We start from the raw sequence: 22,265 nt of genomic DNA, 5'->3' as shown, positions 1-22,265 counted from the left end.
GCACCGCGGATAGCCTCGCCGTCATGATCGACCTGACCCGGCGGCGCCGGGCCCTCGTCGGCGTCGCCGTCGTCCTGGCCGTGCTGGGGGGCTGCGCGGCCGGCGTGCCGCAGGTCGAGCGCGCCGCACCGTGGCCGCAGCGCCCGGTCGTCGACGCGTCGCTGGACCTCGCGCCGGACCTGTCCTCGGCCACCGGCCGCCAGACCGTCCGCTTCACCCCCGACGCCCGGATCTGCGAGCTGGTCTTCCGGCTCTGGACCAACCGGCCGACCGTCGTCTCCGACGGCGGCTCGTCCCGGGTCACCGACGCGAGCGTCGACGGCACCCCGGTCACCCCGCGCACCGAGCAGGCGGGCGCCCCGGACGGCGCGCCCGGCACGCTCGTCGAGCTGCCGCTGCCGTCCTGCGTCGACGCGGGCACCACCGTCACCGCGCAGCTCGGGTTCACCCTCACCCTCGGCGAGGACTCCACCGAACGCATCGGGCACTCCCCGTCGGCGGGCACCGCCTGGCTCGGCAGCCCGCTGCCGGTGCTGGACTGGGTCCGCGGCCGCGGCTGGGTCCGCACCCCCGCGGTGCGGATGTCCGGCGAGACCGTCGTCGCCGAGGACTACCGGCTCGCCTCGCTCGCCGTCACCGCGGCGGCGGACCAGCAGGTCGTCGGGGTCGGGGAGGCCACCGGCACCCGCGACGCCGGCGGCGGGCGGCTCACCCGCACCTTCGCCGCCGACGCGGTCCGCGACGTCGCGGTCGCCGTCGGCGCCTACGAGGTCACCGAATCCACGGTCGGCGCCACCCGGGTGCACGTCGCGCTGCCCACCGCGGGCCGCGCCGGCGCCCGGCGCGGCGGGGACCTCCGCGGCTCCGCGCAGGACTGGCAGGGCGAGGTCGCCCGCTTCCTGCCCGCCCTGGAACGGCTGCTGGGGCCCTACCCGTACCCGGACCTGTGGCTGACGGTCGTGCCCACCCAGAGCGACGGCGTCGAGTTCCCGACCCACCTGCAGTTCGGCGACGTCGACGACGCCACCCGCCCGTCGCTGGCCGCGCACGAGATCGCCCACTCCTGGTTCTACGCGCTGGTCGGCAACGACCAGGCGCGCGACCCGTGGCTGGACGAGGCGTTCACGACCTGGGCCCAGGCCCTGGTCGCCGGCCAGCGCGACCTGTACCGGATCGGCAGCTTCGGGCCCGGCGACGTCGCGGGCCCGATCGGCGCCCCCATGTCGTTCTGGGACTCCCGCGGCGGGTTCACCGACCTCGTCGACGGCGTCTACGACCAGGGTGCCGCCGCCCTGTTCGCGGGCCGCGACGCCGTCGGCGCGCAGCGGTTCGACGCCGCGGTCCGCGCCTACGTCGAGGCGAACGCACACCGCGTCGCCGCCCCGGCCGACGTCGAACGGGCCTTCGCCGACCTGCCGCAGGTGCTCGACGTGCTGCGTCGCCACGGCGCCTTCGACCCCCGCACCGGCGGCTGAGCACCCCGCCACGACCCGCGTGTCCAGGGCCACCGGGCCCGGTTCCCCACCGATCTTCTACTTCCGGTAGAACTACTACTGGACGTAGAACTTCGCTCGGGAGGTCCGGATGGACGCGCTCGACCTGGCCCGCTGGCAGTTCGGGATCACCACGATCTACCACTTCCTGTTCGTGCCGCTGACCATCGGCCTGTCGGTGATCGTCGCGTCGCTGCAGACCGCCTGGTTCCGCACGGGCCGGGAGGAGTACCTGCGCGCCACCAAGTTCTTCGGGAAGCTGTTCCTGATCAACTTCGCGATGGGCGTGGTCACCGGGATCGTGCAGGAGTTCCAGTTCGGGATGAACTGGAGCGCCTACTCCACCTTCGTCGGCGACGTGTTCGGCGCACCGCTGGCGATGGAGGCGCTGATCGCGTTCTTCCTGGAGTCCACCTTCATCGGGCTGTGGATCTTCGGATGGGACCGGCTGCGGAAGGGCGTGCACCTGGCCTGCATCTGGGCCGCCGCGATCGGGTCCAACCTGTCGGCGTACTTCATCCTCGCGGCGAACGCGTGGATGCGGAACCCGGTCGGCTACGAGGTCGACCGCGCCACCGGCCGGGCCCGGCTCACCGACATCGGCGCCGTGCTGACCAACCCGCAGGCCTGGTCGACCTACCTGCACGTCGTCGCCGCGGCGTTCCTGATCGCGGGGCTGTTCGTCGCCGCGGTGAGCTCCTGGAAGCTGATGCGCGAACGCTGGGGCCGTCCCGGCGACGCGGCGCCGCACCCGAGCGAGCACGCGCTGTTCCGGAAGACCCTGCGCACCGGGTTCCTCGTCACTCTCGTCGCCGGGGTGCTGGTCATCGCCTCCGGTGACCACCAGGCCAAGCTCGCCGCCACCTACGAGCCGATGAAGCTCGCCTCGGCCGAGGCGCTGTGGCAGACCGAGGACTCGGCCGGGTTCTCGCTGTTCGCCGTCGGCGACGTCCAGGGCAGCCGCAACCACATCAACGTGCAGATCCCCGGCGTCCTGAGCTTCCTGGCCACCGGCAGCCCGTGGGGCCCGGTGCAGGGCATCGAGAACGTGCAGGCGCAGTACGAGGCGCTCTACGGGCCCGGGGACTACCGGCCCAACATCGCCGTCCTCTACTGGGCGTTCCGGCTGATGATGGGCCTCGGCCTGGCCGGGGTCGCGGTCGCGACGGCCGGGCTCTGGCTGACCCGCGGCGGCCGGCTGCCCGGGTTCACCCGCGACGGCGCACCGGCTCCGGCCGGGCGGCTCCAGCGGTGGGCCTACCGGGGTGTGGTCGCCGCGCTGCCCGCCGCGCTGGCGGGGAACATCGCCGGCTGGGTGCTGACCGAGATGGGCCGCCAGCCCTGGACGGTGCACGGCGAGCTGCTCACCGCGCAGAGCGTGTCCCCCGGCGTGAGCCTGAGCCAGGTGGCGTTCTCCCTGGCCGCGTTCACCGCGCTCTACGGGGTGCTCGCCGTCGTCGAGGTGCGGCTGCTGTTCCGCTACGTGCAGGCGGGCCCCGGCGCCGCCCTCCCCTACCCCGACGACCCCGCCGAGGGTGCCGACGCCGGTGCCGATGCCGGCTCCGACGAGCGCCGCCCCGCGGCCTTCAGCTACTGACCCCGGAGGGACGACGATGGACCTGCCCACGATCTGGTTCCTGGCCGTGGCCGTGCTGTGGACCGGCTACCTGGTGCTCGAGGGGTTCGACTTCGGCGTCGGGATGCTGGTCCGCGTCCTGGGCCGCGACGACGAGGAGGACCGCGAGGCCGCCCTCGGCGCGATCGGCCCGGTGTGGGACGGCAACGAGGTGTGGCTGATCGCCGCCGTCGGCGCGATGTTCGCCGCGTTCCCCGCCTGGTACGCCGCCATGCTGTCGGGCCTCTACCTGCCGGTGCTGCTGGTCCTGCTGGGCCTGATCGTGCGCGGGGTCGGGCTGGAGTACCGGCACAAGCGCTCCGACGCGCCGTGGAAGGCCCGCTGGGACCTGATGATCGGTCTCGGGTCGCTGGTGCCTGCGTTCGTGTGGGGCATGGTCCTCGCGAACCTGGTCCGTGGCCTGCCCACCGTCCTCAGCGCCCCGGGCAGCGGGCAGAACACCGTGGTCACCGCGTCGCTCGGGGACCTGCTGAACGGCTACGCCCTGCTCGGCGGCGTCGTCACCACGGCGCTGTTCCTGCTGCACGGCGCGGTGTTCCTGGCATTGAAGACCGACGGGCCGGTGCGGTACCGGGCGCGGCGGTTCGCGCTGCGCGCGGTGGTCCCGGTGCTGCTGGTGACCGTCGCGTTCCTGGCCGCGACGCTCGCGCTGCGCGAGCCGTCCTGGACCACCACGGTCGCCTGGGTCTCCGGCGCGGGCATCGCCGCCGCCGGGGTGGCGCTGCTGGCCGGCCGCGAGGGGTGGGCGTTCACCGCCACCGCGCTCGCGATCGGTGGGCTGTCGGTCGTGCTGTTCGGGCAGCTGTACCCGACGCTGCTGCCCTCGACGACCGACCCCGCGCACACCCTGACCGTCGCGAACGCGGCGTCCGCGCCGTACACGCTCGGCGTCATGTCCTGGATCGCGGCCGTGTTCCTGCCGCTGGTGCTCGGCTACCAGTCCTGGAGCTACTGGGTGTTCCGCCGCCGTCTCGGCGGGGCGCGGGTCGCCCCGGCCGGGACCTCCGGCCCTGGTGACACCGCGGTACCGGCCCCACGATGACGACCGTGTCCACCCCGTCCACCACCGCCGGGGCGCCGCCCGCGGGCGGCCCGCCGGTCGACCCCCGGCTGCTGCGCACGGCGAGCGCGGTCCGGGTGCACCTGGCCGTCGCCGCGGTCTGCGGGGTCGCCGCGACCGGGCTGATCCTGGCCCAGGCCTGGCTGGTGTCGCGGGTGGTGGCCGGGGCGACGCCCTCGTTCACCCTCGACGGCGCGCGCACCGGGCCGGGCGCCGGGCTCGACACCCTGGCCTGGCTGGTGGGGGGCGTCGCCGTCGTCGCGGTGGCGCGGGCGCTGCTGTCCTACGGCGCGGAGTCCGCGGCGCTGCGCAGCGCCGCCCGCGCCAAGTCCCAGCTGCGGATGCAGCTCGTGCGCCGGCTCGTGCTCGCCGCACCGGACCCGCAGCGGTCCTCCGGCGAGATCGTCACCCTGGCCACCCGCGGCCTCGACGCCCTCGACGACTACTTCGCCCGCTACCTGCCCCAGCTGGTGCTCGCGGTGCTGGTCCCGGTCGCGGTGCTGGTCGTCGTCGGCAGCGCCGACTGGATCTCCGCGGTCGTCATCGCGGTCACGCTGCCGCTGATCCCGCTGTTCATGGCCCTGGTCGGGATGCACACCCGGGCCCGCACCGACCGCCAGTGGCGGCTGCTGTCGCGTCTAGGCGGGCACTTCCTCGACGTCGTACAGGGGCTGCCGACGCTCGCGCTGTTCCGCCGCGCGCAGGTCGTCGCGGGCAAGGTCCGGGAGACCACCGACGAGCACCGACACGCCATGACCGGCACCCTGCGGGTCGCGTTCCTGTCCGCGTTCGTGCTGGAGGTCCTCGCGACGCTCGCCGTCGCCCTGGTCGCGGTCGAGGTCGGGCTGCGGCTGCTCTACGGGAACCTCGACTACGCCACCGCGCTGTTCGTGCTGGTCCTGGCCCCGGAGGCCTACCTGCCGCTGCGCGAGGTCGGTGCCCGGTTCCACGCCAGCATGGAGGGCGTCGCCGCGGCCCGGCAGGTGTTCGCCGAGCTGGACCGCCCGGCCGGCGGGGCGACCGGCGGGACCGCGCCGGTGCCGACGGCCGACCCGGCCGGGCGCGGCCTGACCGTCGACGGGCTGCGGGTGCGCTACCCCGGCGCGGACGCCGACGCCGTCGCCGGGCTGTCGCTGGGCCTCGCCCCCGGGGAGACGGTGCTGCTACGGGGCCCGTCCGGGGCCGGCAAGTCCACCCTGCTCGGCGTGCTGCTCGGCATGGTCGCCCCGACCGGCGGCACCGTCACCGTGCACGGGCGCGACCGCACGGGCGCCGACCTCGCGGACCTGGACCTCGACGCCTGGCGCCGCGGGGTGGCCTGGGTGCCGCAGCAGCCGCACCTGTTCGCCGACACCGTCGCCGCCAACGTCCGGCTCGGCGCCGGACGCGACCACGCGGGCGTCACCGACGACGCCGTGCGCGCGGCCGCACGCCGCGCCGGGCTCGACGCCGTCGTCGCCCGGCTGCCGCACGGCTGGGACACCGTGCTCGGCGAGGGCGGCGCGCAGCTGTCGTCGGGCGAGCGCCAGCGGGTCGCGCTGGCCAGGGCGTTCCTGCGCGACGCCCCGCTGGTCCTGCTCGACGAGCCGACCGCGCACCTCGACCCCGACTCCGCCGACGCGGTCCGCACCGCGGCCGCCGAGCTGCTGCGCGGGCGCACCGCGGTCGTCGTCGCGCACGACGCGGGCTGGGCCGAGCACACCGACCGCACCGTCACGATCACCCCGGTCGCGACCGCACCCGCCGGGAGTCCGCGATGAGCCCCTGGTCGCTCGCCCGCAGCGTGCTGGCGCCCCGGCTGCGCGGCGTCGTCGGCGGCGCGCTGCTCGGCGCGCTCGCCACTGCCTGTGGCGCCGGGCTGCTGTCGCTGGCCGCCTGGCTGCTCGCCACCGCCGCCCAGCACCCGTCGGTGACGGCGCTGTCGGTCGCCGTCGTGCTGACCCGTGCCCTCGGCGTCGGACGCGGGGTGGCCCGCTACGCCGAGCGGCTGGTCGGGCACGACGCCGCGCTGCGCGCGCTGTCGGACATGCGCGGCCGCGTCTACGCCCGGCTCGCCGCCACCGAGCCGGTGCGCCGGTTCCGGTCCGGCGAGCTGGTCGCCCGGCTGGTCGGCGACACCGACTCGGTGCAGGACCTGGTGGTGCGCGGGGTGCTGCCGGTCGTCGCGGCCGCGGTCGCCGGGTCCGGGGCGGTGCTGCTCGCCACCGCGCTGTACGTCCCCGGCGGGGCGCTGCTCGCCGCCGGGCTGCTGCTCGCCGGGGTCGCGGTGCCCGCGCTGGCCGCGGCGCTGTCGCGGCGGCCCGCCGAGCGCGCCGGCGTCGCACGGGACAGGCTCGCGACCGCCCTGGTCGACCTGCTCGACGGCGGCCCGGAGCTGCTGGCCCACGGCGCGACCGGTCACGCGGTCGACGCGGTCGCCCGCGCCGACGCCGAGCTGACCCGCACCGCCCGCCGCGACGCCGCGCTGCTCGGCCTCGGCGCCGGGTCCGGTGCCCTGGTCGCCGGGCTCACCCTGGCCGGGACGCTGCTGCTGGGCGTCGCCGCCGTCGACGCCGGTGCGCTGGGTGCGGTCCCGCTGGCCGTGCTGGTGCTGACCGCGCTGGCCGCGTTCGAGATCGTCGCGCCGGTGCCGGCCGCCGCGGCCCGGCTCGCCGCGGTCCGCGCCGGGCTGGCCCGGCTGGTGCCGGTGCTCGACGCCGCACCCGCCGTCGTACACCGCGCTCCGGGGCCGGAGCCGCTGCCGCGCCGCGGTGACCTGCGGGTCCGCGGGCTCACCGCCGCCTGGCCCGGGCCGGGACCGGACGGGCGCGGCCGCACCGTCCTGCACGGGGTGGACCTCGACGTCGGCCGCGGGGAGGTCGTGGCGCTGGTCGGTGCCAGCGGGTCGGGCAAGTCGACGCTGGCCGCGGTGCTGTTCCGGTTCCTCGACCCGCGCGCGGGGACGGTCCGGCTCGACGGGCACGACCTGGCCCTGCGCCCGCCCGACGAGGTCCGTGCGGTGGTCTCCGGGGTGCCGGCCGACCCGCACGTGTTCGACTCCACGGTCCGGGAGAACCTGCGCCTGGCCGCCCCCGACGCCGACGACACCGACCTCGGCGACGTCCTGCGCCGGGTCGGGCTCGCCGGCCTGGCCCTCGACGACGAGGTCGGCGCGCACGGCGCCCGGCTCTCGGGCGGGATGCGCCGACGGCTCGCGCTGGCCCGCGCGCTGCTCGTCGACCCCGCGGTGCTGGTGCTCGACGAGCCCACCGCGCACCTCGACCCGGACACCCGTGACGCCGTCCTCGACGACCTGCTCGCCGCCGCGGCGGGCCGGGCCGTGCTGGTCATCACCCACGACCCGGCGGTGCTGCCGCGGGCCGACCGGGTGTACACGCTGCGCGACAAGAGGGTTCACCTGCGCAGCGGGGCTGCGTGCGGTCCTCGCGAACCGCGGCCCTACTCTGCTCCGAACGTCTGAGAGCGGGCCCCGGCCGGCTCCGGGCGTTCGCGAGGTTCTCTCAGTCGGGTCACAGGAGGCCCCTGACACGCTGGGAGCACCTCGCCGGGACACCGTCCCGCGCAGGAGTGCAGGAGTCAGTACGAGCCCGCGCGCGCCACGGCATCCGCCCGGCGCCGCGTCCGGTCAGAACGTGAGGTCACCACCCCGTGCGAGCGTCACGCCGTCCCTCCCCGACGACGTCAGGACCGAGGTCCCCGTCGCGGGCCCCCCGGTTCCGGCCCGGCCTGCGCCGGACCCCGGCCCTGGCCCTGCTGCTCGCGGGGGTCCTGGCCCTCGCCGCCTGCACCTCGGGGACCGGCGGTGGCGGCACCGGTGACACCGTGCCGTCGTCGGCGCTGGAGGCCTCCGCGAAGGCCGTCGACCTGAACGGCTGGCGCTGGGACAAGCAGCCGGGCCCGATGGAGATCGGGGTGACCCACACCCAGGACAGCCTCGACGACACCGAGCCCGCGCAGGCCCGCCAGCGCGGCGTCGACATCCTGTCGAGCCTCGGGCAGGAGTACCAGAACCACCACCTCATGGGCTTCGGCACGCTGAACCCCGAGCCCCGGCCCGGCGAGTTCGAGTGGGGCTCGCTGGACCGCCGGATGCAGCTCACCGAGGAGACCGGCGGCAAGGCGATGCTGACCCTGTGCTGCTCCCCGGACTGGATGAAGGGCGCGCCGCGCGACAGCGGCGACACCCGCTGGGACCGGCTCGAGAAGGCGCCGCTGCCCGAGCACTTCGCCGACTTCGCCAACCTGGCCAAGGAGGCCGTGCAGCGCTACCCGCAGGTCGACCGCGTCCTGGTGTGGAACGAGCTCAAGGGCTTCTACAACCAGGCCGAGAACCGCTGGGACTACGAGGGCTACACCACGATGTACAACGACGTGTACCGCGCGGTGAAGTCGGTCCGGCCCGACGTGCAGGTCGGCGGCCCGTACGTGGTGATGAGCAGCGTCCCGGTCGACTCGGGCGACGCCTCGGACATCCGCGGCCCCTGGGGCGCGCTCGACCAGCGGCCGCTGGACGTCCTGGACTACTGGCTGAAGAACAACGTCGGGGCGGACTTCATCGTCGTCGACGGCTCCACCACCAACCGCGGCCAGCAGGACGCGATCTCCCCGGTCGACGTCGGCGCCGAGAAGTTCTCGGTGATCGACCGCTGGATCCAGGAGCGGACCAGGCTGCCGATCTGGTGGGCCGAGTTCTACGCCAACGTCCCCGCCGACGCCCAGGCCGGTTTCGCCTCCCCCGCCAGCGCGGTCTCGACGATCGCCGCCCTGCAGGCGATGGCCCGCTCGGGCACCCAGGGCTCGCTGCTGTGGGGACCCGAGGGCAGCAACTCGCTCGAGTACTCCTCGCTGTGGACCCCCGCGACCGACGAGAACGGCGGCCAGCCGACCCCGCTGACCGAGGCGTGGCGCTGGCTGGTGCCCCGGCTCCGTGAGGGCACCGTCGAGCTGGGCCGGGCGACCGACGGCTCGTCGCTGGGTGGTTTCCGCGCGGCGGACGGGTCGGTGCTGCTCGTCAACTTCTCCGCGAACGCGGTGCCGGTCTCCGGCCAGGACGACATCCCCGGCTGGGCGATCGTGCCGATGAACAGCAGTTCCTGACACCCTCCCGCGACGACGGACGGGCCGGCACCGCAGCAGCGGAGCCGGCCCGTTCGTCGTGGGTGGGTCAGGCCTTCGGGCCGCCGGCCACGTAGATGACCTGGCCGCTGACGAACGACGAGCGCTCGTCGACGAAGAACGACACGGTCTGGGCGATGTCCTCGGGCGAGCCGGGGCGCTGCACCGGGATCTCCTTGGCCCGGGCGGCCTTGAACTCCTCCCAGTCCACGCCGATGCGCTCGGCGGTCGCCTTGGTCATCTCCGAGGCGATGAATCCGGGGGCGATGCAGTTCGCGGTGACGCCGAACTTGCCGAGCTCGATCGCGAGGGTCTTGGTGAAGCCCTGCATGCCGGCCTTCGCCGCGGAGTAGTTCGCCTGGCCGCGGTTGCCCAGCGCCGAGGTCGAGGAGAGGTTCACGACCCGGCCCCAGGCGGCGTCGACCATGTGCTTCTGCACCGCGCGGGTCATCAGGAACGCACCGCGCAGGTGCACGCCCATGACGGCGTCCCAGTCGTCGACGGTCATCTTGAACAGCAGGTTGTCCTTGGTGATGCCGGCGTTGTTGATCAGCACGGTCGGTGCGCCGAGGCGCTCGGTGACCGCGTCGACGGCCGCGGCGACGGCCTGCTCGTCGGCGACGTTCGCACCGAACGCGGCCGCGGTCCCGCCGGCGGACTCGATGGCCTCGACGGTGGCCTTCGCGGCCGACTCCTCCAGGTCCAGCACCGCGACCTTATGTCCGTCGGCGGCGAGCCGGATCGCGGTGGCGGCCCCGATGCCGCGCGCCCCACCGGTCACGACGGCGGTCCTCTGCTGCTGGGTCATGTCTCTCCTCGCTGATCGACGGTGATCTCCGGGTGTCTCCCGCAGCCGATCGTGTCACCACCTACCGCCGAGTCACATCGCGGCCCGTGCGACGTCGCTCACCCCCGATCGGAGGCGTCGGGTGCACTAGCGTCGAGGTGTCCGTTCCCGACCAGGAAGGATTTTCATGGCCGTCGAGCGTTCCGAACCGACCTACCGGCTTGCTCTGCCGGAACCCACGACCTCGTTCGAGCAGGACGCGGAGTACTGCGTCCTGGACCTCGGACACGGGTGGACCGAGTACCGCTTCCACGACTACGACGAGCTCTTCAAGATCCCGGGCCTCTACGAGAAGCTGTTCTACGACATCCTGCAGTGCCAGTCCCCGGCCGTGGTGGCCGGCGCGCTGGCCGAGCAGCTCGACGCCGTCGGCGTCGACCCGTCCGGGCTGCGGGTCCTCGACGTCGGCGCCGGCAACGGCATCGTCGCCGAGGAGCTGCGTGCCCGCGGCGTCGGCAAGGTGGTGGGGATCGACATCCTCCCCGAGGCCCGCGACGCCGCCGAACGGGACCGCCCGGGGGTCTACGACGACTACCACGTCGTGGACCTCACCGACCTCGACGACGAGACCACCGAGAACATCTCCGCGGGCGGTTTCGACGCCCTGACCTGCGTCGCCGCGCTGGGTTTCGGCGACATCCCGCCCGCGGCGTTCCGTGCCGCGTTCGACATGGTCGCGGTCGACGGCTTCGTCGCGATCACCCTGCGGGACGACTTCCTGACCGACGGCGACACCTCCGGGTTCGCCGGCCTCATCTCCTCGCTGCTGGCGTCCGGCGAGCTCGAGGAGCTCGGCGCGACCGTCTACCGGCACCGGCTCGCGACCAGCCGCGACCCGCTGCTCTACCGGGCCGTCGTGGCCCGCAAGCGCCGCCCGCGCGGCTGACCCGGCGCGTTCGCACCGGTGCGCGACAGCCGGCCGCCGGTGCGAACGCGCGTTCTGAGACGATCCGGACATTCCAGGTAAGGCAAGGCTCGGTTATCGTCCCGGCGTGCTCCGTCGACTGATCGTCCTGCTGGCCCTCGCGGGCCTGCTCACCGCCTGCGCCTCCGACCCCGGCCCGGCCGCCGCGCCGTCCGGGTCCGACGGCGCGTTCCCGGTCCGCATCGACCACCTCTACGGCACCACCGAGATCCCGGCCCGTCCGGAGCGGATCGTCACCCTCGGCGTGACCGACATCGACCCGGTTCTCGCGCTCGGCGTGACGCCGGTGGCCACGACGTCCTACCCCGCGTTCCGGGACACCGACGGGGTCGGACCGTGGGGCCGTGACCTGGTGCGCGGCACCCCGCCCCAGGTGCTGGCCGAGCCCGACGCCACCCCGAGCCTGGAGCGGCTCGCCGCGCTCGCGCCGGACGTGATCATCGCCGTCACCTCGGGTATCGACCAGGCCACCTACGATCGGCTCTCCGCGATCGCCCCGGTCGTCGCCCGCCCGGCCGGCACCATCGCCTACGGCGTGCCCCGCAGCGACCAGACCCGCACCGTCGCCGCGGCGCTCGGTGAGCCGGCGCGTGGCGAGGAGCTCGTCCGGACCGCGGACGCCGCGTTCGCCGAGGCCGTCGCCGCACATCCGGAGTTCCGCGGCGCGGTCGCCCCGGCAGTGCTGCCCTACGACGGCAAGTACGGCGCCTTCACCCCGGCCGACGCGCGCGGCCAGTTCATGTCCGGGCTCGGGTTCGCCCTCCCCGAGCGGATCGCGGCGCTCGACGACGGCACGAGCTTCTACGTCGAGCTCTCCTCCGAGCAGGCGGGGCTGCTCGACGGCGACGCGCTGGTCGTCTTGGCCGACGAGGGACCGGCCCGGAGGCAGGTCGACACCGACCCGGTCCTGGCGCAGGTCCCGGTCGTCGCCCGCGGCGACATGATCATCCCGGACGCCGACGTGCGGGCGGGTATGACCTACAACAGCGTGCTGTCCGCCCCCTACGCCCTGGAGCGGCTCGTCCCGCAGCTCGCCGGGAAGCTCGGCGGCTGATCCGGGTTAGGGTCGCGGCGTGACTGTGATGGAGCGGTTCCGACTGGACGGCCGGGTCGCCGTCGTCACCGGTGCGTCGTCCGGGCTCGGTGTGGCCTTCGCGAAGGGCCTCGCCGAGGCCGGCGCGGACCTCGTGCTGGGTGCACGACGGGTCGACAGGCTGGCCGAGACGGTGGCACTGGTGGAGGCGGCGGGGCGGCGCGCGGTCGCCGTCGCCACCGACGTGGCGAAGCCCGAGGACTGCCGGGCGCTGGCACAGGCCGCCGTCGACGAGTTCGGCCGGCTCGACGTGCTGGTCAACAACGCCGGGATCGGCACCGCGGTGCCCGCCCTGAAGGAGAGCCCGGAGCAGTTCACCGGGGTCGTCGACGTCAACCTCAACGGCTCCTACTGGATGGCGCAGGCCTGCGCGGCGCACATGGGCGCCGGGTCCAGCATCGTCAACATCTCCTCGGTGCTGGGCCTGACCACCGCGTCGCTGCCGCAGGCGGCGTACTCGGCGTCGAAGGCCGCCATCGTCGGCCTCACCCGGGACCTGGCCCAGCAGTGGACCGGCCGCCGGGGCATCCGGGTCAACGCGGTCGCGCCCGGGTTCTTCGCCTCGGAGATGACCGACCAGTACCAGGACGGCTACCTGGAGCGGATGACCGAGCGGATCCCGATGGGCCGCAAGGGCGACCCGGAGGAGCTGACGGCGGCCGTGCTGTTCCTCGCCTCCGACGCCGGTGGCTACGTCACCGGCCAGACCTGGGCCGTCGACGGCGGCATCACGATCACCTGACCGGCCGGCCCGGTCCCGGGGGCGCCGTACGGCGCCCCCGGGACCTCCGCGCTCAGCTGCGGGGCACGTCGTCGGACTTCGGGGTCAGGCCGGAGGCGGGCACGAGGTTCCAGCGCTCCAGTGCCGCCCGGACCTGCTCGGCCGCGTCGACGTTGAGCGGGCCCGAGGTCCACAGGGCGTAGGGCAGGTTCAGGAACCGGTTCTCCTTCACCGCGGGCAGGTCGCGCGTGTCGGGACGGCTCTTGAGGACCGCGACCTTCTCGGCGAAGGTCTGCGGCGGGTAGTCGACGAACAGGAACGCGGCGGGCTGTGCCGTCGCGACCCGCTCCCACGAGACCTTGGTCCAGGTGTCGTCGACGTCGGAGAGCGCGTTGCGCGCCCCGGCCGCCTCCATGATCGCCTGCGGGGCGCCGAACCGTCCGCTGGAGAAGGGCGTGTCGGTGCCGCTGTCGAACAGGAACACCGTCGGCGGGGTCGCGGCCTTCGGTGCCTTCCCCAGCGCGTCGAGCCGGGTGTCGATGTCGGCGACGACGCGGTCGGCGTCGGCGGTGTGCCCGGTGATGGTGCCGAGGTTGTGCAGGTCGTCGCGCAGCGCCGTCCAGGGGTCGACGATGCCGCGGGCGCTCTGCCCGTCGGCCTGGCGGCAGGACTCGGTCAGCACGTACGGGGCGATGCCCTGCTCGCGCAGCCGGGCCGGGGTGAGGTTCTTCTCCTCGCTGTAGCCGTAGTTCCAGCCGGCGACCATCACGTCGGGGTCGCGAGCCAGGACGGTCTCCAGGGTCGGGTACTCCGGCGCCGCCTGCGCCAGGCCGTCGACGGCGGCGCCGTAGTGGCGGCGCAGCGTGTCGGCGTCGCGCTGCATGCTCGACACCGCGGTGACCCGGTCCTGGGCGCCGAGCGCCAGGACCATCGAGATCATGTTGCCGTCGTTGACGAACATGCGCTGCGCGGGCGCCGGGAACTGCGCGGGAGCACCGCAGTTCTGCACGGTGACCGTGCCGGCGGGGTCACCGGCGGCGGCGGGTGCCGGGGCGGGCGCCGAGCAGGCGGCGAGGGCGACCACCCCCGCGGCGAGGACGGCGGACAGGCGTAGCGGACGGGTCACGAGCTCTCCCTGAGCGAGTCGAACACGAGGCGGGACCGCCCGGTCACCGGATGCGTGACACGGGCGGCGGCGACCCCGAAGACCCGTGAGACGGTGTCGGGGTCGAGGTCGGACACGGCCGGGAGGGCCCGGCCGTCGTGCAGGACGACGAGGCGGTCGCACCAGCGGTCGGCCAGGTCGAGGTCGTGCAGGCTCACCACGACGGTCCGGCGCAGTGACCGGACCAGCTCCAGCAGGCCCAGTGCGTGCCGGACGTCGAGGTGGTTGGTGGGCTCGTCGAGCAGCAGGACACCGGCGTCCTGGGCGAGGCCGCGGGCGAGCAGCACCCGGCGCCGTTCACCGCCGGAGAGCCGGTCGACCGGGCGGTCGGCGAGACCGTCGAGCTCGACCGCGGCCAGCGCCGCGGTGACCGCGGCCCGCTCGACCGCGTCGCCGCCCGCCCACGGCGGCCGGTGCGGGACCAGGCCGAGCGCGACGACCTCCCCGGCGCACAGGTCGGGTGGCAGGTCCTCCTCCTGGCCGACGAACGCGATCCGCCGGGCCCGCTGCCGGGCCCGCAGCGCGGTCAGCGGGGTGCCGTCGAGCAGCACGCGCCCCGCGGCGGGCCTGCGGATCCCGGCGAGGGCGCGCAGCAGGGTGGACTTGCCGCTGCCGTTGGGCCCGACGACGCCGAGCACCTCCCCCGGCTCGACGGCGAGGTCGACCCCGGTCAGGACGGTGCGGCCGCCGAGCACGCAGGTGAGCCCCTCGACACGCAGGCTCACGCCATGCTCCCGGCGGTCCGGTAGCGGCGGCGTCCCATCAGGATCAGGAACACCGGGGCGCCGATCAGCCCGGTGACCACGCTCAGCGGCATCTCGGTGGGCCGCACCGCGATCCGGGCGGCGACGTCGACGACGAGCAGGAACAGCGCGCCGCCCAGCGCGGTCACCGGCAGCAGCACCCGGTGCCGGGACCCGACGAGCAGCCGCGCCAGGTGCGGCACGACCAGGCCGACGAAGCCGATCGCCCCGGACACCGCGACGAGCACGCCGACCGCGACCGCGCACACGGTGAACAGCGCGGTCCGGGCGGCGGTCACCGGCACGCCGAGTGCGGCCGCGGTGTCGGGGCCCGCGGTGAGCGCGTCGAGCCAGCCGCTGAACGCCACGAGCAGCACCAGCAGGAGCCCCACGGTCACCGCGGGCACCGCGACCCGGTCCCACTGCGCCCCGGACAGGCTCCCCAGCAGCCAGAACAGCACGGACTGGGCGGCGGCCGGGTCGCCGGAGCGGAACACCAGGTAGCTCGCCGTCGCCGAGAACGCCGAGCCGAGCACGGTGCCGGTGAGGATCAGCCGGATCGGGGTGATCCCGCCCTGGGCGACGGCGATCGCCCCGACCAGCGCCCCGGCCGCGAGGGCCCCGAGGAGCGCGCCCGTGAACAGCGCCCAGGTGCCGAGCGCACCCAGCACCCCGGTGGTGATGACGGCCGTGGCGCCGACGCTCGCGCCGGAGGACACCCCGAGCAGGTAGGGGTCGGCGAGTGGGTTGCGCACGAGGGTCTGCACCCCGGCGCCGGCGAGCGCGAGGCCCGCGCCGACGATCGCGGCGAGCAGCGAGCGCGGCATCCGCAGGTCCCAGACGATCGTCGAGACCGGGCCGGGACGGTCGTGCAGCACCGCGTCGACGACCTTCGCGACGGGGAGGACCTCGGCGCCGAACGCGAGCGAGCCCACCAGCGCGACCGCCAGCAGCACGGCGAGTGCCGCGGTCACCGTCGCGGACCGCACCGCCCGTCGTTCCCACACCTGCACAGTTCATCATGTGGAGGCACGGCCACGGCTGCGGGGAAGATCACCGACCGGGTCGCAGCCGTACCCGTAACGCGGCGGGCCGCGCCCCGACCGGACCGACGGCTCCGGTCCTCAGTCGAGCAGCACCGTGCGCAGGTCGAGGCGGCGCAGCACCCGGTCGACGGCGTGCGGGTCGACGCCGGGCTCGCGCCGGGCGGCGAGCACCTCGGTCCGGGCCGCGGCCAGCGCCGAGGCCTGGGCCTCGGCGAACGCGCGCCGGGACTTCTTCACCGCCGCGATCCGGGACCGTTCCTCCTCCGAGGGCGTCTCCCCCGACAGCACCCGCTCCAGCCGCTCGACCCGCTCGCGCATCGCGGTGCCGACCTCCTCGGGCAGGCCCCGCACCGTGCGTTCGAACTCCAGGGTGGCGACGGCGGCGCGGCGCGCCCGCAGCACGATCTCGCGTTCGGCGCGCTCCTCGGCGTCGGCCTCGTCGTCGATGTCGAGGGCGCGGACCAGCATGCCGAGGGTGAAGCCGGGCACGAGCAGCGTCACGAACAGCACCGACACCGCGATGAGGACGAGCTGGTCGCGGGCGGGGAACGGCGCCCCGGACGCGGTCTGCAGCGGCAGCGACAGCGCGAGGGCGAGCGTGGCGAGGCCGCGCATGCCGCACCAGGACAGCAGCACCGCCTCGCGTCCGGTGAGCGGCGCGGCGCCGGCCGCGGCGGCGTCGTCGGCGCTGCGGGACAGCAGCCGCCAGGCGACGACCATCCACAGCACCCGCACCGCGACGACGACCACGCACACGACCGCCGCGTGCGCGAGCATCGTCGGCAGCTCGTCGCCCGCGGCGAGCACGACCTGGCGCAGGTCGAGCCCGATCAGGCCGAACGCGAGCCCGGTGACCAGCAGCTCGACGACGTTCCACAGCGAGGACTGGGTGAGCCGCTCGGCGGCCTCGTCGGCGTCGGCCCCGGCGCGCAGCTGCAGCGCGAGCACGACGACGGCGATCACCCCGGAGGCGCCGAGCTCGTCGGCGGCCAGGTAGGTGGCGAACGGCAGGACCAGGGTGAGCGCGCTGCGCCCGGTGGCGTCGGTGAGCCTGCCGAGCACCCGGCGCGCCAGCCAGGCCACCCCCAGTCCGATCAGGACCGCGCCGGCGGCGCCGAGCACGAACCGCAGGCCCAGCCCGAGGGGGCTCAGCTCGTCGCCGGAGACGGTCGCCAGCACCGCGGCCTGGAACACGACCAGCGCGGTGGCGTCGTTGAACAGGCCCTCGCTCTGCAGCACCGCCACCACGCGGCGCGGGATCGGGACCTGCCCGGCGACGGCCTCGACGGCGACCGGGTCCGGTGGGGCGACCATCGCCCCGAGCGCGACGGCGGCGGTGAGCGCGAGCCCCGGCACGAGCAGCCAGACCGTCCCGGCGACCGCGGTGGCGGTGACCAGCACCAGGCCGACGGCGAGCAGCGCGATCGTCCGCCTGCGCGCCCGGAACAGCGCCCACGACGTGCGCTGCGCCGTGGCGAACAGCAGCGGCGGCAGGAACAGCGGCAGGATCAGCTCGGGGTCGATGACGAACGCGTCGGGCAGCCCGGGCAGCAGCGCGACGACCACGCCGAGGACCACCATCAGCGCGGGCCAGGGCAGCCGCAGCCGGTCCCCCACCCCGACCAGGACGACCGCGGCCACCATCAGCCCGACGAGCACGAGCAGCATCTCCACGGACCGACACCCTGCCCTCCTCGCCGTCCCACGGCAGCCGACGCGCCGTGCCAGGATCACGGCGAGACCCACCGCCACCGATCCGAGGAGGTCCGCCCCGTGCCCCGCAACCCCTACGACGAGCTGCCCCCGGTCCCGTCGTTCACCCTGACCAGCACCGACGTGAACGACGGCGCCGCGCTCGCCACCCCCCAGCTGTCCGGCATCTTCGGCGCGGGCGGCGAGGACGTCTCGCCGCAGCTGTCCTGGTCCGGTGCGCCGGAGGGGACGCAGTCCTACGCCGTCACCTGCTACGACCCGGACGCACCGACCGTCGCCGGGTTCTGGCACTGGGCGGTGTTCGACGTGCCGGCCTCGGTGACGTCGCTGCCGTCCGGCGCCGGTGACGACAGCGGGTCCGGCCTCCCCGAGGGCGCGGTCCAGCTGCCCAACGACGCGAGCCTGACCCGCTACCTGGGCGCCGCGCCGCCGCCCGGGCACGGCCCGCACCGGTACTACTTCGTGGTGCACGCCGTCGACGTGCCCACGCTGGACGTGCCCGCCACCGCGACGCCCACGTTCCTGGCCTTCAACCTGTTCAGCCACACCGTCGGCCGCGCCGTCCTGGTCGGGACGCACGCGAACCTGAGCTGAGGCCCGCCGGCGTGGACACGGATGCGGAGCTGGACCGGCTGTACCGGGTCCCGCCGGAGGACTTCGTCGCCGCACGCGACGACGCCGCCGCCCGTGCCCGCGCCGATGCGGACAAGAACGCGGCCCGGGAGATCGCCGCCGCCCGGCGGCCGACCCGGGCCGCGTGGCTGGCGAACCTGCTGGTCGACGACGCCCGCGACGAGGTCGAGGGGCTCCTGGCCCTGGCCCCGGTACTGGCCCACGCCCAGCGCTCCCTCGACGGCGCGGCCCTGCGGGAGGTGTCCGCGCAGCGCAACCGGCTGGTCGGGGCGCTGGCCCGACGGGCCGCGGCCCTCGGTCGCGCCGCGGGGGCCCGGGTGGGCTCCGGTGTGGAGCGCGACGTGCGGTGGGTGCTGGAGTCGGCGCTGGCCGACCCGGACCTGGCCGACCGGGTGCGGTCGGGGCGGCTGGAGCGCTACGAGCGGCACAGCGGCTTCGGGCCGCTCGGGGAGGCGGATTCCGGGGCAGCGGGGTCCACGGCGGACGCGGACGCTCCGCGTGGCGCCGGGTCCCCGCAGCCGGACGGGGGCGGCGAGGAACGGGACGGCGACGGGGAGCTGGCCGGGCGCCGGCGCGACGCCCGGCGGCGGGAGGCCGAGCGCCGCGCCGCCGAGGAGCGGGAGCGACACGAGACCGAGCAGCACGCGTGGGCGCTCGCCGAGGCGGAGAAGGCCGTCGAGACCGCTCGGCTGGCCGCCCACGACGCCGGCCGGGAACGCGACGACGCCCGCGACCGCGCCGACCGGGCCGACGGGCGTCGCGACGACGCGCACCGCCGGGTGGACGAGCTGACCGCCGAGCTGGACCGCGCCCGCTCCGCCGCCGAGGACGCCGACCGTGCCCGCGACGAGGCCGGCCGCGCCGCCCGGGACGCCGCGGGCCGGGCCGAGCGGGCCGAGGCGGACCTGGCCCGGGCCGAGGAGGCGCTGGACGGGCTGCGGCCGGACTGAGTCCCCTTTCCGACGCCCCGCACCCGCCCGCCGGCCCGTGGCATCCTGGCCCGGATCCGAGAACGAGGAGTCCCCGTGTCCGACGATCCCCGCCGTCACATCCGTGCCCCGCAGCAGATCAAGCACCTGAACGACGACCTGCTCGCCCGGCGCGACCGTGGCGAGCTGCCGTTCGAGCTGCCCGTCCTGACCGTCCCCGGCCGGCGCAGCGGCACGCCCCGGCACACCCCTCTGACGGTGTACGCGACCGGCGGGCAGCGGTTCGTCGTCGGCGGGTTCCCGGGCGCGGACTGGATCGTCAACGTCCGGGCCGCGGGCGGGCTGGCCACGCTGAGCACGGGTCCCGACACCGACCCGGAGCCCGTGGTGCTGGTGGAGGTGCCGCCGGAGCAGGCGCGCCCGGTGCTGGAGGCGTGGCCACAGGTCACCCCGGAGGGCGTCGGGATCATGGTGGAGAACGGGGTCGTCGCCGAGCCGACGCCCGCGGCGCTGGGCGCCCTGACCGGCATCTGCCCGGTGTTCCGCATCGACCCGGCCCGGTAGCCGTACGACGCCGGCGGCCGCGCGTGGCACGGTGACCGGTATGGACATCGGCATCGTCTTCCGGCCCGAGCTGCCCCCCGAGGAGCTGCCGGGTGTGGCCCGTGACGTCGAGGCCGCGGGGCTGGACCGGCTCTGGCTGTGGGAGGACTGCTTCCTGCACGGCGGGACCGCCACCGCGGCCGTCGCGCTGGCCCGCACCGACGCCCTGACCGTCGGCGTCGGGCTGTTCCCGGTGCCGCTGCGGAACCCGGCGGTCGTCGCCATGGAGACCGCCTCGCTCGCCCGGCTGTTCCCCGGCCGGTACCTGCCGGTCCTCGGGCACGGCGTGCTCGACTGGATGGGCCAGGTCGGCAACCGGGTCTCCTCGCCGCTGACCCTGCTCGCCGAGCACACGACCGCGGTGCGGGACCTGCTCGCCGGCCACGAGGTCACCCGCTCCGGGCGCTACGTCTCCCTGGACCGGGTCCGGCTCGACCACCCGCCGACGACCGTCCCACCGGTGCTGGTCGGCGGGCGCGGGCCGCGCACCCTGCGGCTGGCCGGGGACCTCGCCGACGGGGTCCTGCTCGACTCGGGCCTGTCCCCCGCCGACGTCCGGTCCTCGCTCGACGCGTGCGGCCCGGGCGGCGCCGCGGACGGGTTCCGGCGCATCGGCTACGTCGCGCTGCCGGAGCACCGGGCCGAGGTGGAGGCGGTCGTCCGGACCCACGCCGCGGCCGGGCTGGACACCGTCGTCCTGGTCCCGCCGGCCGGCGCCCCGGACCCGCGTCCCTGGCTGGACGTCGTGTCCGCGGCCCGCAGGACGCTCACGCCGGAGCGGTGAACCCCGAGCGCAGCTCCCGCTTGCGGACCTTCCCCGTCGCCGTCCTGGGCAGCGGCTCGTCGGTCCACCGCACGTGCGCGGGCACGGCGAACTCCCCCACCCGCGCGGCGACGGCGGCGCGGACGGCGTCGTCGTCGCGGGCCGCTCCGGGGCGGGCCCGGACCAGTGCGGCGACCTCCTCGCCCAGGCGCGGGTGCGGCACACCGAGCACCGCCACCTCCAGCACCCCGTCGACCTCGTGGATCGCCGCCTCCACCTGCGCGGAGTACACGTTCTCCCCACCGCGCAGCACGACGTCCTTCAGCCGGTCCACGACGTACACCCAGCCGTCGGTCACGTGCCCCAGGTCGCCGGTGCGGAACCAGCCGTCGACGAACGCCTCGGCGTCGGCGTCGGGCCGGTTCCAGTAGCCGCGGACCACGTTCGGGCCGCGGAACCACAGCTCGCCGACCTCGCCGTCGCGCAGTGCCTCCCCGTCCGGGCCGGCGACCCGCAGCCGGGCCCCCGGCGCGGGCCGGCCGACCGAGTCGGGACGGGCCCGGTACTCGGACCCGGTGTTCGCGCAGATCGCCGAGGTCGTCTCGGTCAGGCCGTAGCCGTTCGCCGCCCCCGCGCCGAGGTCGCGCCCGATCCGCGCGACGAGCTCGGGCGGCACGGGCGCCCCGCCCATCCCGACCGTCCGCAGCGACGCGAGGTCGGCGGGGTCGGCGCCGTCGAGCAGCTCCGCCGTCGTCGACGGGACACCGTTGGAGCGGGTCAGCCGCTCGGACCGGACGACGGCCCGCGCCGCGGCCGGGTCCCAGCGGTGCAGGGTCGCGAGCTTCGCCCCGCCGAGCACGGCGCCGACGAGGCCGTTGATCCCGGCGATGTGGAACATCGGGTACATCAGCAGCGTCCCCTGCTGCCCCGGCGGCGGTCCCACCCCGGAGTGCAGCGCGGTGGCGCGGGCCTGCAGCGCGACGTTGAGCAGGTTCGTCACGTGGTTGCGGTGGGTGCCGACCGCGCCCTTCGGACGGCCGGTGGTGCCGGAGGTGTAGAGGATCGTCGCGTCGTCGTCGGGGCCGGGCGCGGCGCCCCCGACCGGGTCACCGGGGCCGTCGGTGCGCAGCCCGAGGTCGTCCCACTCGGTCACCGGACCGGGCGCGGGCGCGCCGCCCCCGCGGACCCGTACGACCGGCACCCCGGTGCCGCTCCCACCGCACAGGGCGGCGCACCGTTCCGGGTCGGCCACGACCACCCCGGCACCGGAGTCGGCCACCGCCCACGCCAGCTCGGATGCGCTCCACCAGGCGTTCAGCGGCACGACGACCAGGCCCGCGACCTGTGCGGCGAAGAAGACCGCCGGCCACTCCGGCAGGTTCCGCATCGCGATCGCGACCCGGTCGCCGGGGCGCAGCCCGAACCGTCCGGTGAGCACGCCGGCCAGGTCGGCGACCAGGCTCCGGTGCTCGCCGTAGGTGCGACGCCCGCCGTGGTGGACGGTGAACGTGCGCTCCGGCCACGCCGCCGTCGCCGCCCACAGCTCGGCCAGGGTGTGCGGGCCACGCCGGTAGACCCGCATCGCGACGCCGCGCACGTCGTGGTCGACCAGCTCGAACTCCCCGCCGGGCGCGGTCAGTGCGGCGATCACCGGGCCGAGCCCGGTGCTCGCGGCGGTGTCGTCTCCCGGGATGTCTCGCATCGGCGCACCTCCTCGTGCCCGTCCGTCCTACCCCGGCGGCCGCTCCGGCGGAAGCCGTGATCGTTCGCTCTCGACAAC

General features: G+C 75.5%; 19 protein-coding genes. 13 read left to right on the top strand and 6 right to left on the bottom strand.

Annotated features, from left to right (window positions below; genetic code table 11):
* The first annotated feature begins 23 nt into the window (after positions 1 to 23).
* The 6 genes from DMP17_RS32015 (at position 24) to DMP17_RS31990 (ending at position 9,286) form a co-directional block, all read left to right on the top strand.
* Complete coding sequence (locus DMP17_RS32015; protein ID WP_337831492.1) at positions 24 to 1,475, top strand: M1 family aminopeptidase; 1,452 nt, start codon at positions 24 to 26, stop codon at positions 1,473 to 1,475.
* A 109-nt stretch (positions 1,476 to 1,584) separates the two neighbouring features.
* Entirely contained in the window at positions 1,585 to 3,090 is a 1,506-nt protein-coding gene (locus DMP17_RS32010; RefSeq protein WP_337831491.1) for a cytochrome ubiquinol oxidase subunit I, read from the top strand.
* 16 nt (positions 3,091 to 3,106) lie between these two features.
* Positions 3,107 to 4,171, top strand: a complete 1,065-nt coding sequence (gene cydB / locus DMP17_RS32005; protein ID WP_337831490.1) for a cytochrome d ubiquinol oxidase subunit II — start codon at positions 3,107 to 3,109, stop codon at positions 4,169 to 4,171.
* Positions 4,168 to 5,949, top strand: coding sequence for a thiol reductant ABC exporter subunit CydD (gene cydD / locus DMP17_RS32000; RefSeq protein ID WP_337831489.1), 1,782 nt, complete (start codon positions 4,168 to 4,170; stop codon positions 5,947 to 5,949). Before cydB ends, cydD begins: the two co-directional genes overlap by 4 nt.
* Positions 5,946 to 7,649 carry a thiol reductant ABC exporter subunit CydC gene (gene cydC / locus DMP17_RS31995; RefSeq protein WP_337831488.1) on the top strand — a complete coding sequence of 568 codons (1,704 nt, stop codon included), beginning with the start codon at positions 5,946 to 5,948 and terminating at the stop codon, positions 7,647 to 7,649. Before cydD ends, cydC begins: the two co-directional genes overlap by 4 nt.
* A gap of 188 nt (positions 7,650 to 7,837) precedes the next feature.
* Positions 7,838 to 9,286: a GH39 family glycosyl hydrolase gene (locus tag DMP17_RS31990; protein WP_337831487.1), complete on the top strand. Its 1,449-nt coding sequence runs from the start codon at positions 7,838 to 7,840 to the stop codon at positions 9,284 to 9,286.
* A gap of 67 nt (positions 9,287 to 9,353) precedes the next feature.
* Here the strand turns inward: DMP17_RS31990 and fabG are convergent, their stop codons facing one another.
* Positions 9,354 to 10,112: a 3-oxoacyl-ACP reductase FabG gene (fabG, locus tag DMP17_RS31985; protein WP_226357064.1), complete on the bottom strand. Its 759-nt coding sequence runs from the start codon at positions 10,110 to 10,112 to the stop codon at positions 9,354 to 9,356.
* 166 nt (positions 10,113 to 10,278) lie between these two features.
* Between fabG and DMP17_RS31980 the strand changes: the two genes are divergently transcribed.
* From DMP17_RS31980 to DMP17_RS31970, 3 genes are all read left to right on the top strand, one after another.
* The gene (locus tag DMP17_RS31980; RefSeq protein ID WP_226357063.1) at positions 10,279 to 11,037 is read left to right on the top strand and encodes a class I SAM-dependent DNA methyltransferase; all 759 of its coding nucleotides are present in this window, start codon (positions 10,279 to 10,281) and stop codon (positions 11,035 to 11,037) included.
* A gap of 283 nt (positions 11,038 to 11,320) precedes the next feature.
* Positions 11,321 to 12,130 (top strand): ABC transporter substrate-binding protein, encoded by an 810-nt coding sequence (locus DMP17_RS31975; RefSeq protein WP_374203880.1) that lies wholly within the window; start codon positions 11,321 to 11,323, stop codon positions 12,128 to 12,130.
* A 19-nt stretch (positions 12,131 to 12,149) separates the two neighbouring features.
* Complete coding sequence (locus tag DMP17_RS31970; protein ID WP_226357061.1) at positions 12,150 to 12,911, top strand: SDR family NAD(P)-dependent oxidoreductase; 762 nt, start codon at positions 12,150 to 12,152, stop codon at positions 12,909 to 12,911.
* A gap of 52 nt (positions 12,912 to 12,963) precedes the next feature.
* On the opposite strand, the gene DMP17_RS31965 is transcribed toward DMP17_RS31970, so the two are convergent.
* From DMP17_RS31965 to DMP17_RS31950, 4 genes are all read right to left on the bottom strand, one after another.
* Positions 12,964 to 14,016: an ABC transporter substrate-binding protein gene (locus DMP17_RS31965; RefSeq protein WP_337831485.1), complete on the bottom strand. Its 1,053-nt coding sequence runs from the start codon at positions 14,014 to 14,016 to the stop codon at positions 12,964 to 12,966.
* Positions 14,013 to 14,780 carry an ABC transporter ATP-binding protein gene (locus DMP17_RS31960; RefSeq protein ID WP_226365198.1) on the bottom strand — a complete coding sequence of 256 codons (768 nt, stop codon included), beginning with the start codon at positions 14,778 to 14,780 and terminating at the stop codon, positions 14,013 to 14,015. Before DMP17_RS31960 ends, DMP17_RS31965 begins: the two co-directional genes overlap by 4 nt.
* Positions 14,777 to 15,811: a FecCD family ABC transporter permease gene (locus DMP17_RS31955; protein WP_337831484.1), complete on the bottom strand. Its 1,035-nt coding sequence runs from the start codon at positions 15,809 to 15,811 to the stop codon at positions 14,777 to 14,779. The genes DMP17_RS31960 and DMP17_RS31955 overlap by 4 nt, the downstream gene beginning before the upstream one ends.
* A 111-nt stretch (positions 15,812 to 15,922) precedes the next feature.
* A complete protein-coding gene (locus tag DMP17_RS31950; protein WP_337832762.1) occupies positions 15,923 to 17,512 on the bottom strand; it encodes a Na+/H+ antiporter in 1,590 nt (529 codons plus the stop codon).
* Between the two features lie 105 nt (positions 17,513 to 17,617).
* Here DMP17_RS31950 and DMP17_RS31945 point away from each other — a divergent pair, with 105 nt between their 5' ends.
* From DMP17_RS31945 to DMP17_RS31930, 4 genes are all read left to right on the top strand, one after another.
* The gene (locus DMP17_RS31945; RefSeq protein WP_226357057.1) at positions 17,618 to 18,151 is read left to right on the top strand and encodes a YbhB/YbcL family Raf kinase inhibitor-like protein; all 534 of its coding nucleotides are present in this window, start codon (positions 17,618 to 17,620) and stop codon (positions 18,149 to 18,151) included.
* Positions 18,152 to 18,162: 11 nt separating this feature from the next.
* Positions 18,163 to 19,140 carry a hypothetical protein gene (locus tag DMP17_RS31940; protein WP_226357056.1) on the top strand — a complete coding sequence of 326 codons (978 nt, stop codon included), beginning with the start codon at positions 18,163 to 18,165 and terminating at the stop codon, positions 19,138 to 19,140.
* Positions 19,141 to 19,215: 75 nt separating this feature from the next.
* Positions 19,216 to 19,683, top strand: coding sequence for a nitroreductase/quinone reductase family protein (locus tag DMP17_RS31935; RefSeq protein ID WP_226357055.1), 468 nt, complete (start codon positions 19,216 to 19,218; stop codon positions 19,681 to 19,683).
* A gap of 40 nt (positions 19,684 to 19,723) precedes the next feature.
* A complete protein-coding gene (locus DMP17_RS31930; RefSeq protein WP_337831483.1) occupies positions 19,724 to 20,506 on the top strand; it encodes an LLM class flavin-dependent oxidoreductase in 783 nt (260 codons plus the stop codon).
* On the opposite strand, the gene DMP17_RS31925 is transcribed toward DMP17_RS31930, so the two are convergent.
* Positions 20,490 to 22,187, bottom strand: coding sequence for a class I adenylate-forming enzyme family protein (locus DMP17_RS31925; protein WP_337831482.1), 1,698 nt, complete (start codon positions 22,185 to 22,187; stop codon positions 20,490 to 20,492). The two genes, DMP17_RS31930 and DMP17_RS31925, sit on opposite strands and share 17 nt — an antisense overlap.
* Between the last annotated feature and the right edge of the window lie 78 nt (positions 22,188 to 22,265).

It is taken from the genome of Pseudonocardia sp. TMWB2A (assembly GCF_017312135.1).
The sequence above is the reverse complement of the archived record's forward strand: the minus strand, read 5'-3'. Positions and strand labels throughout refer to the sequence as shown.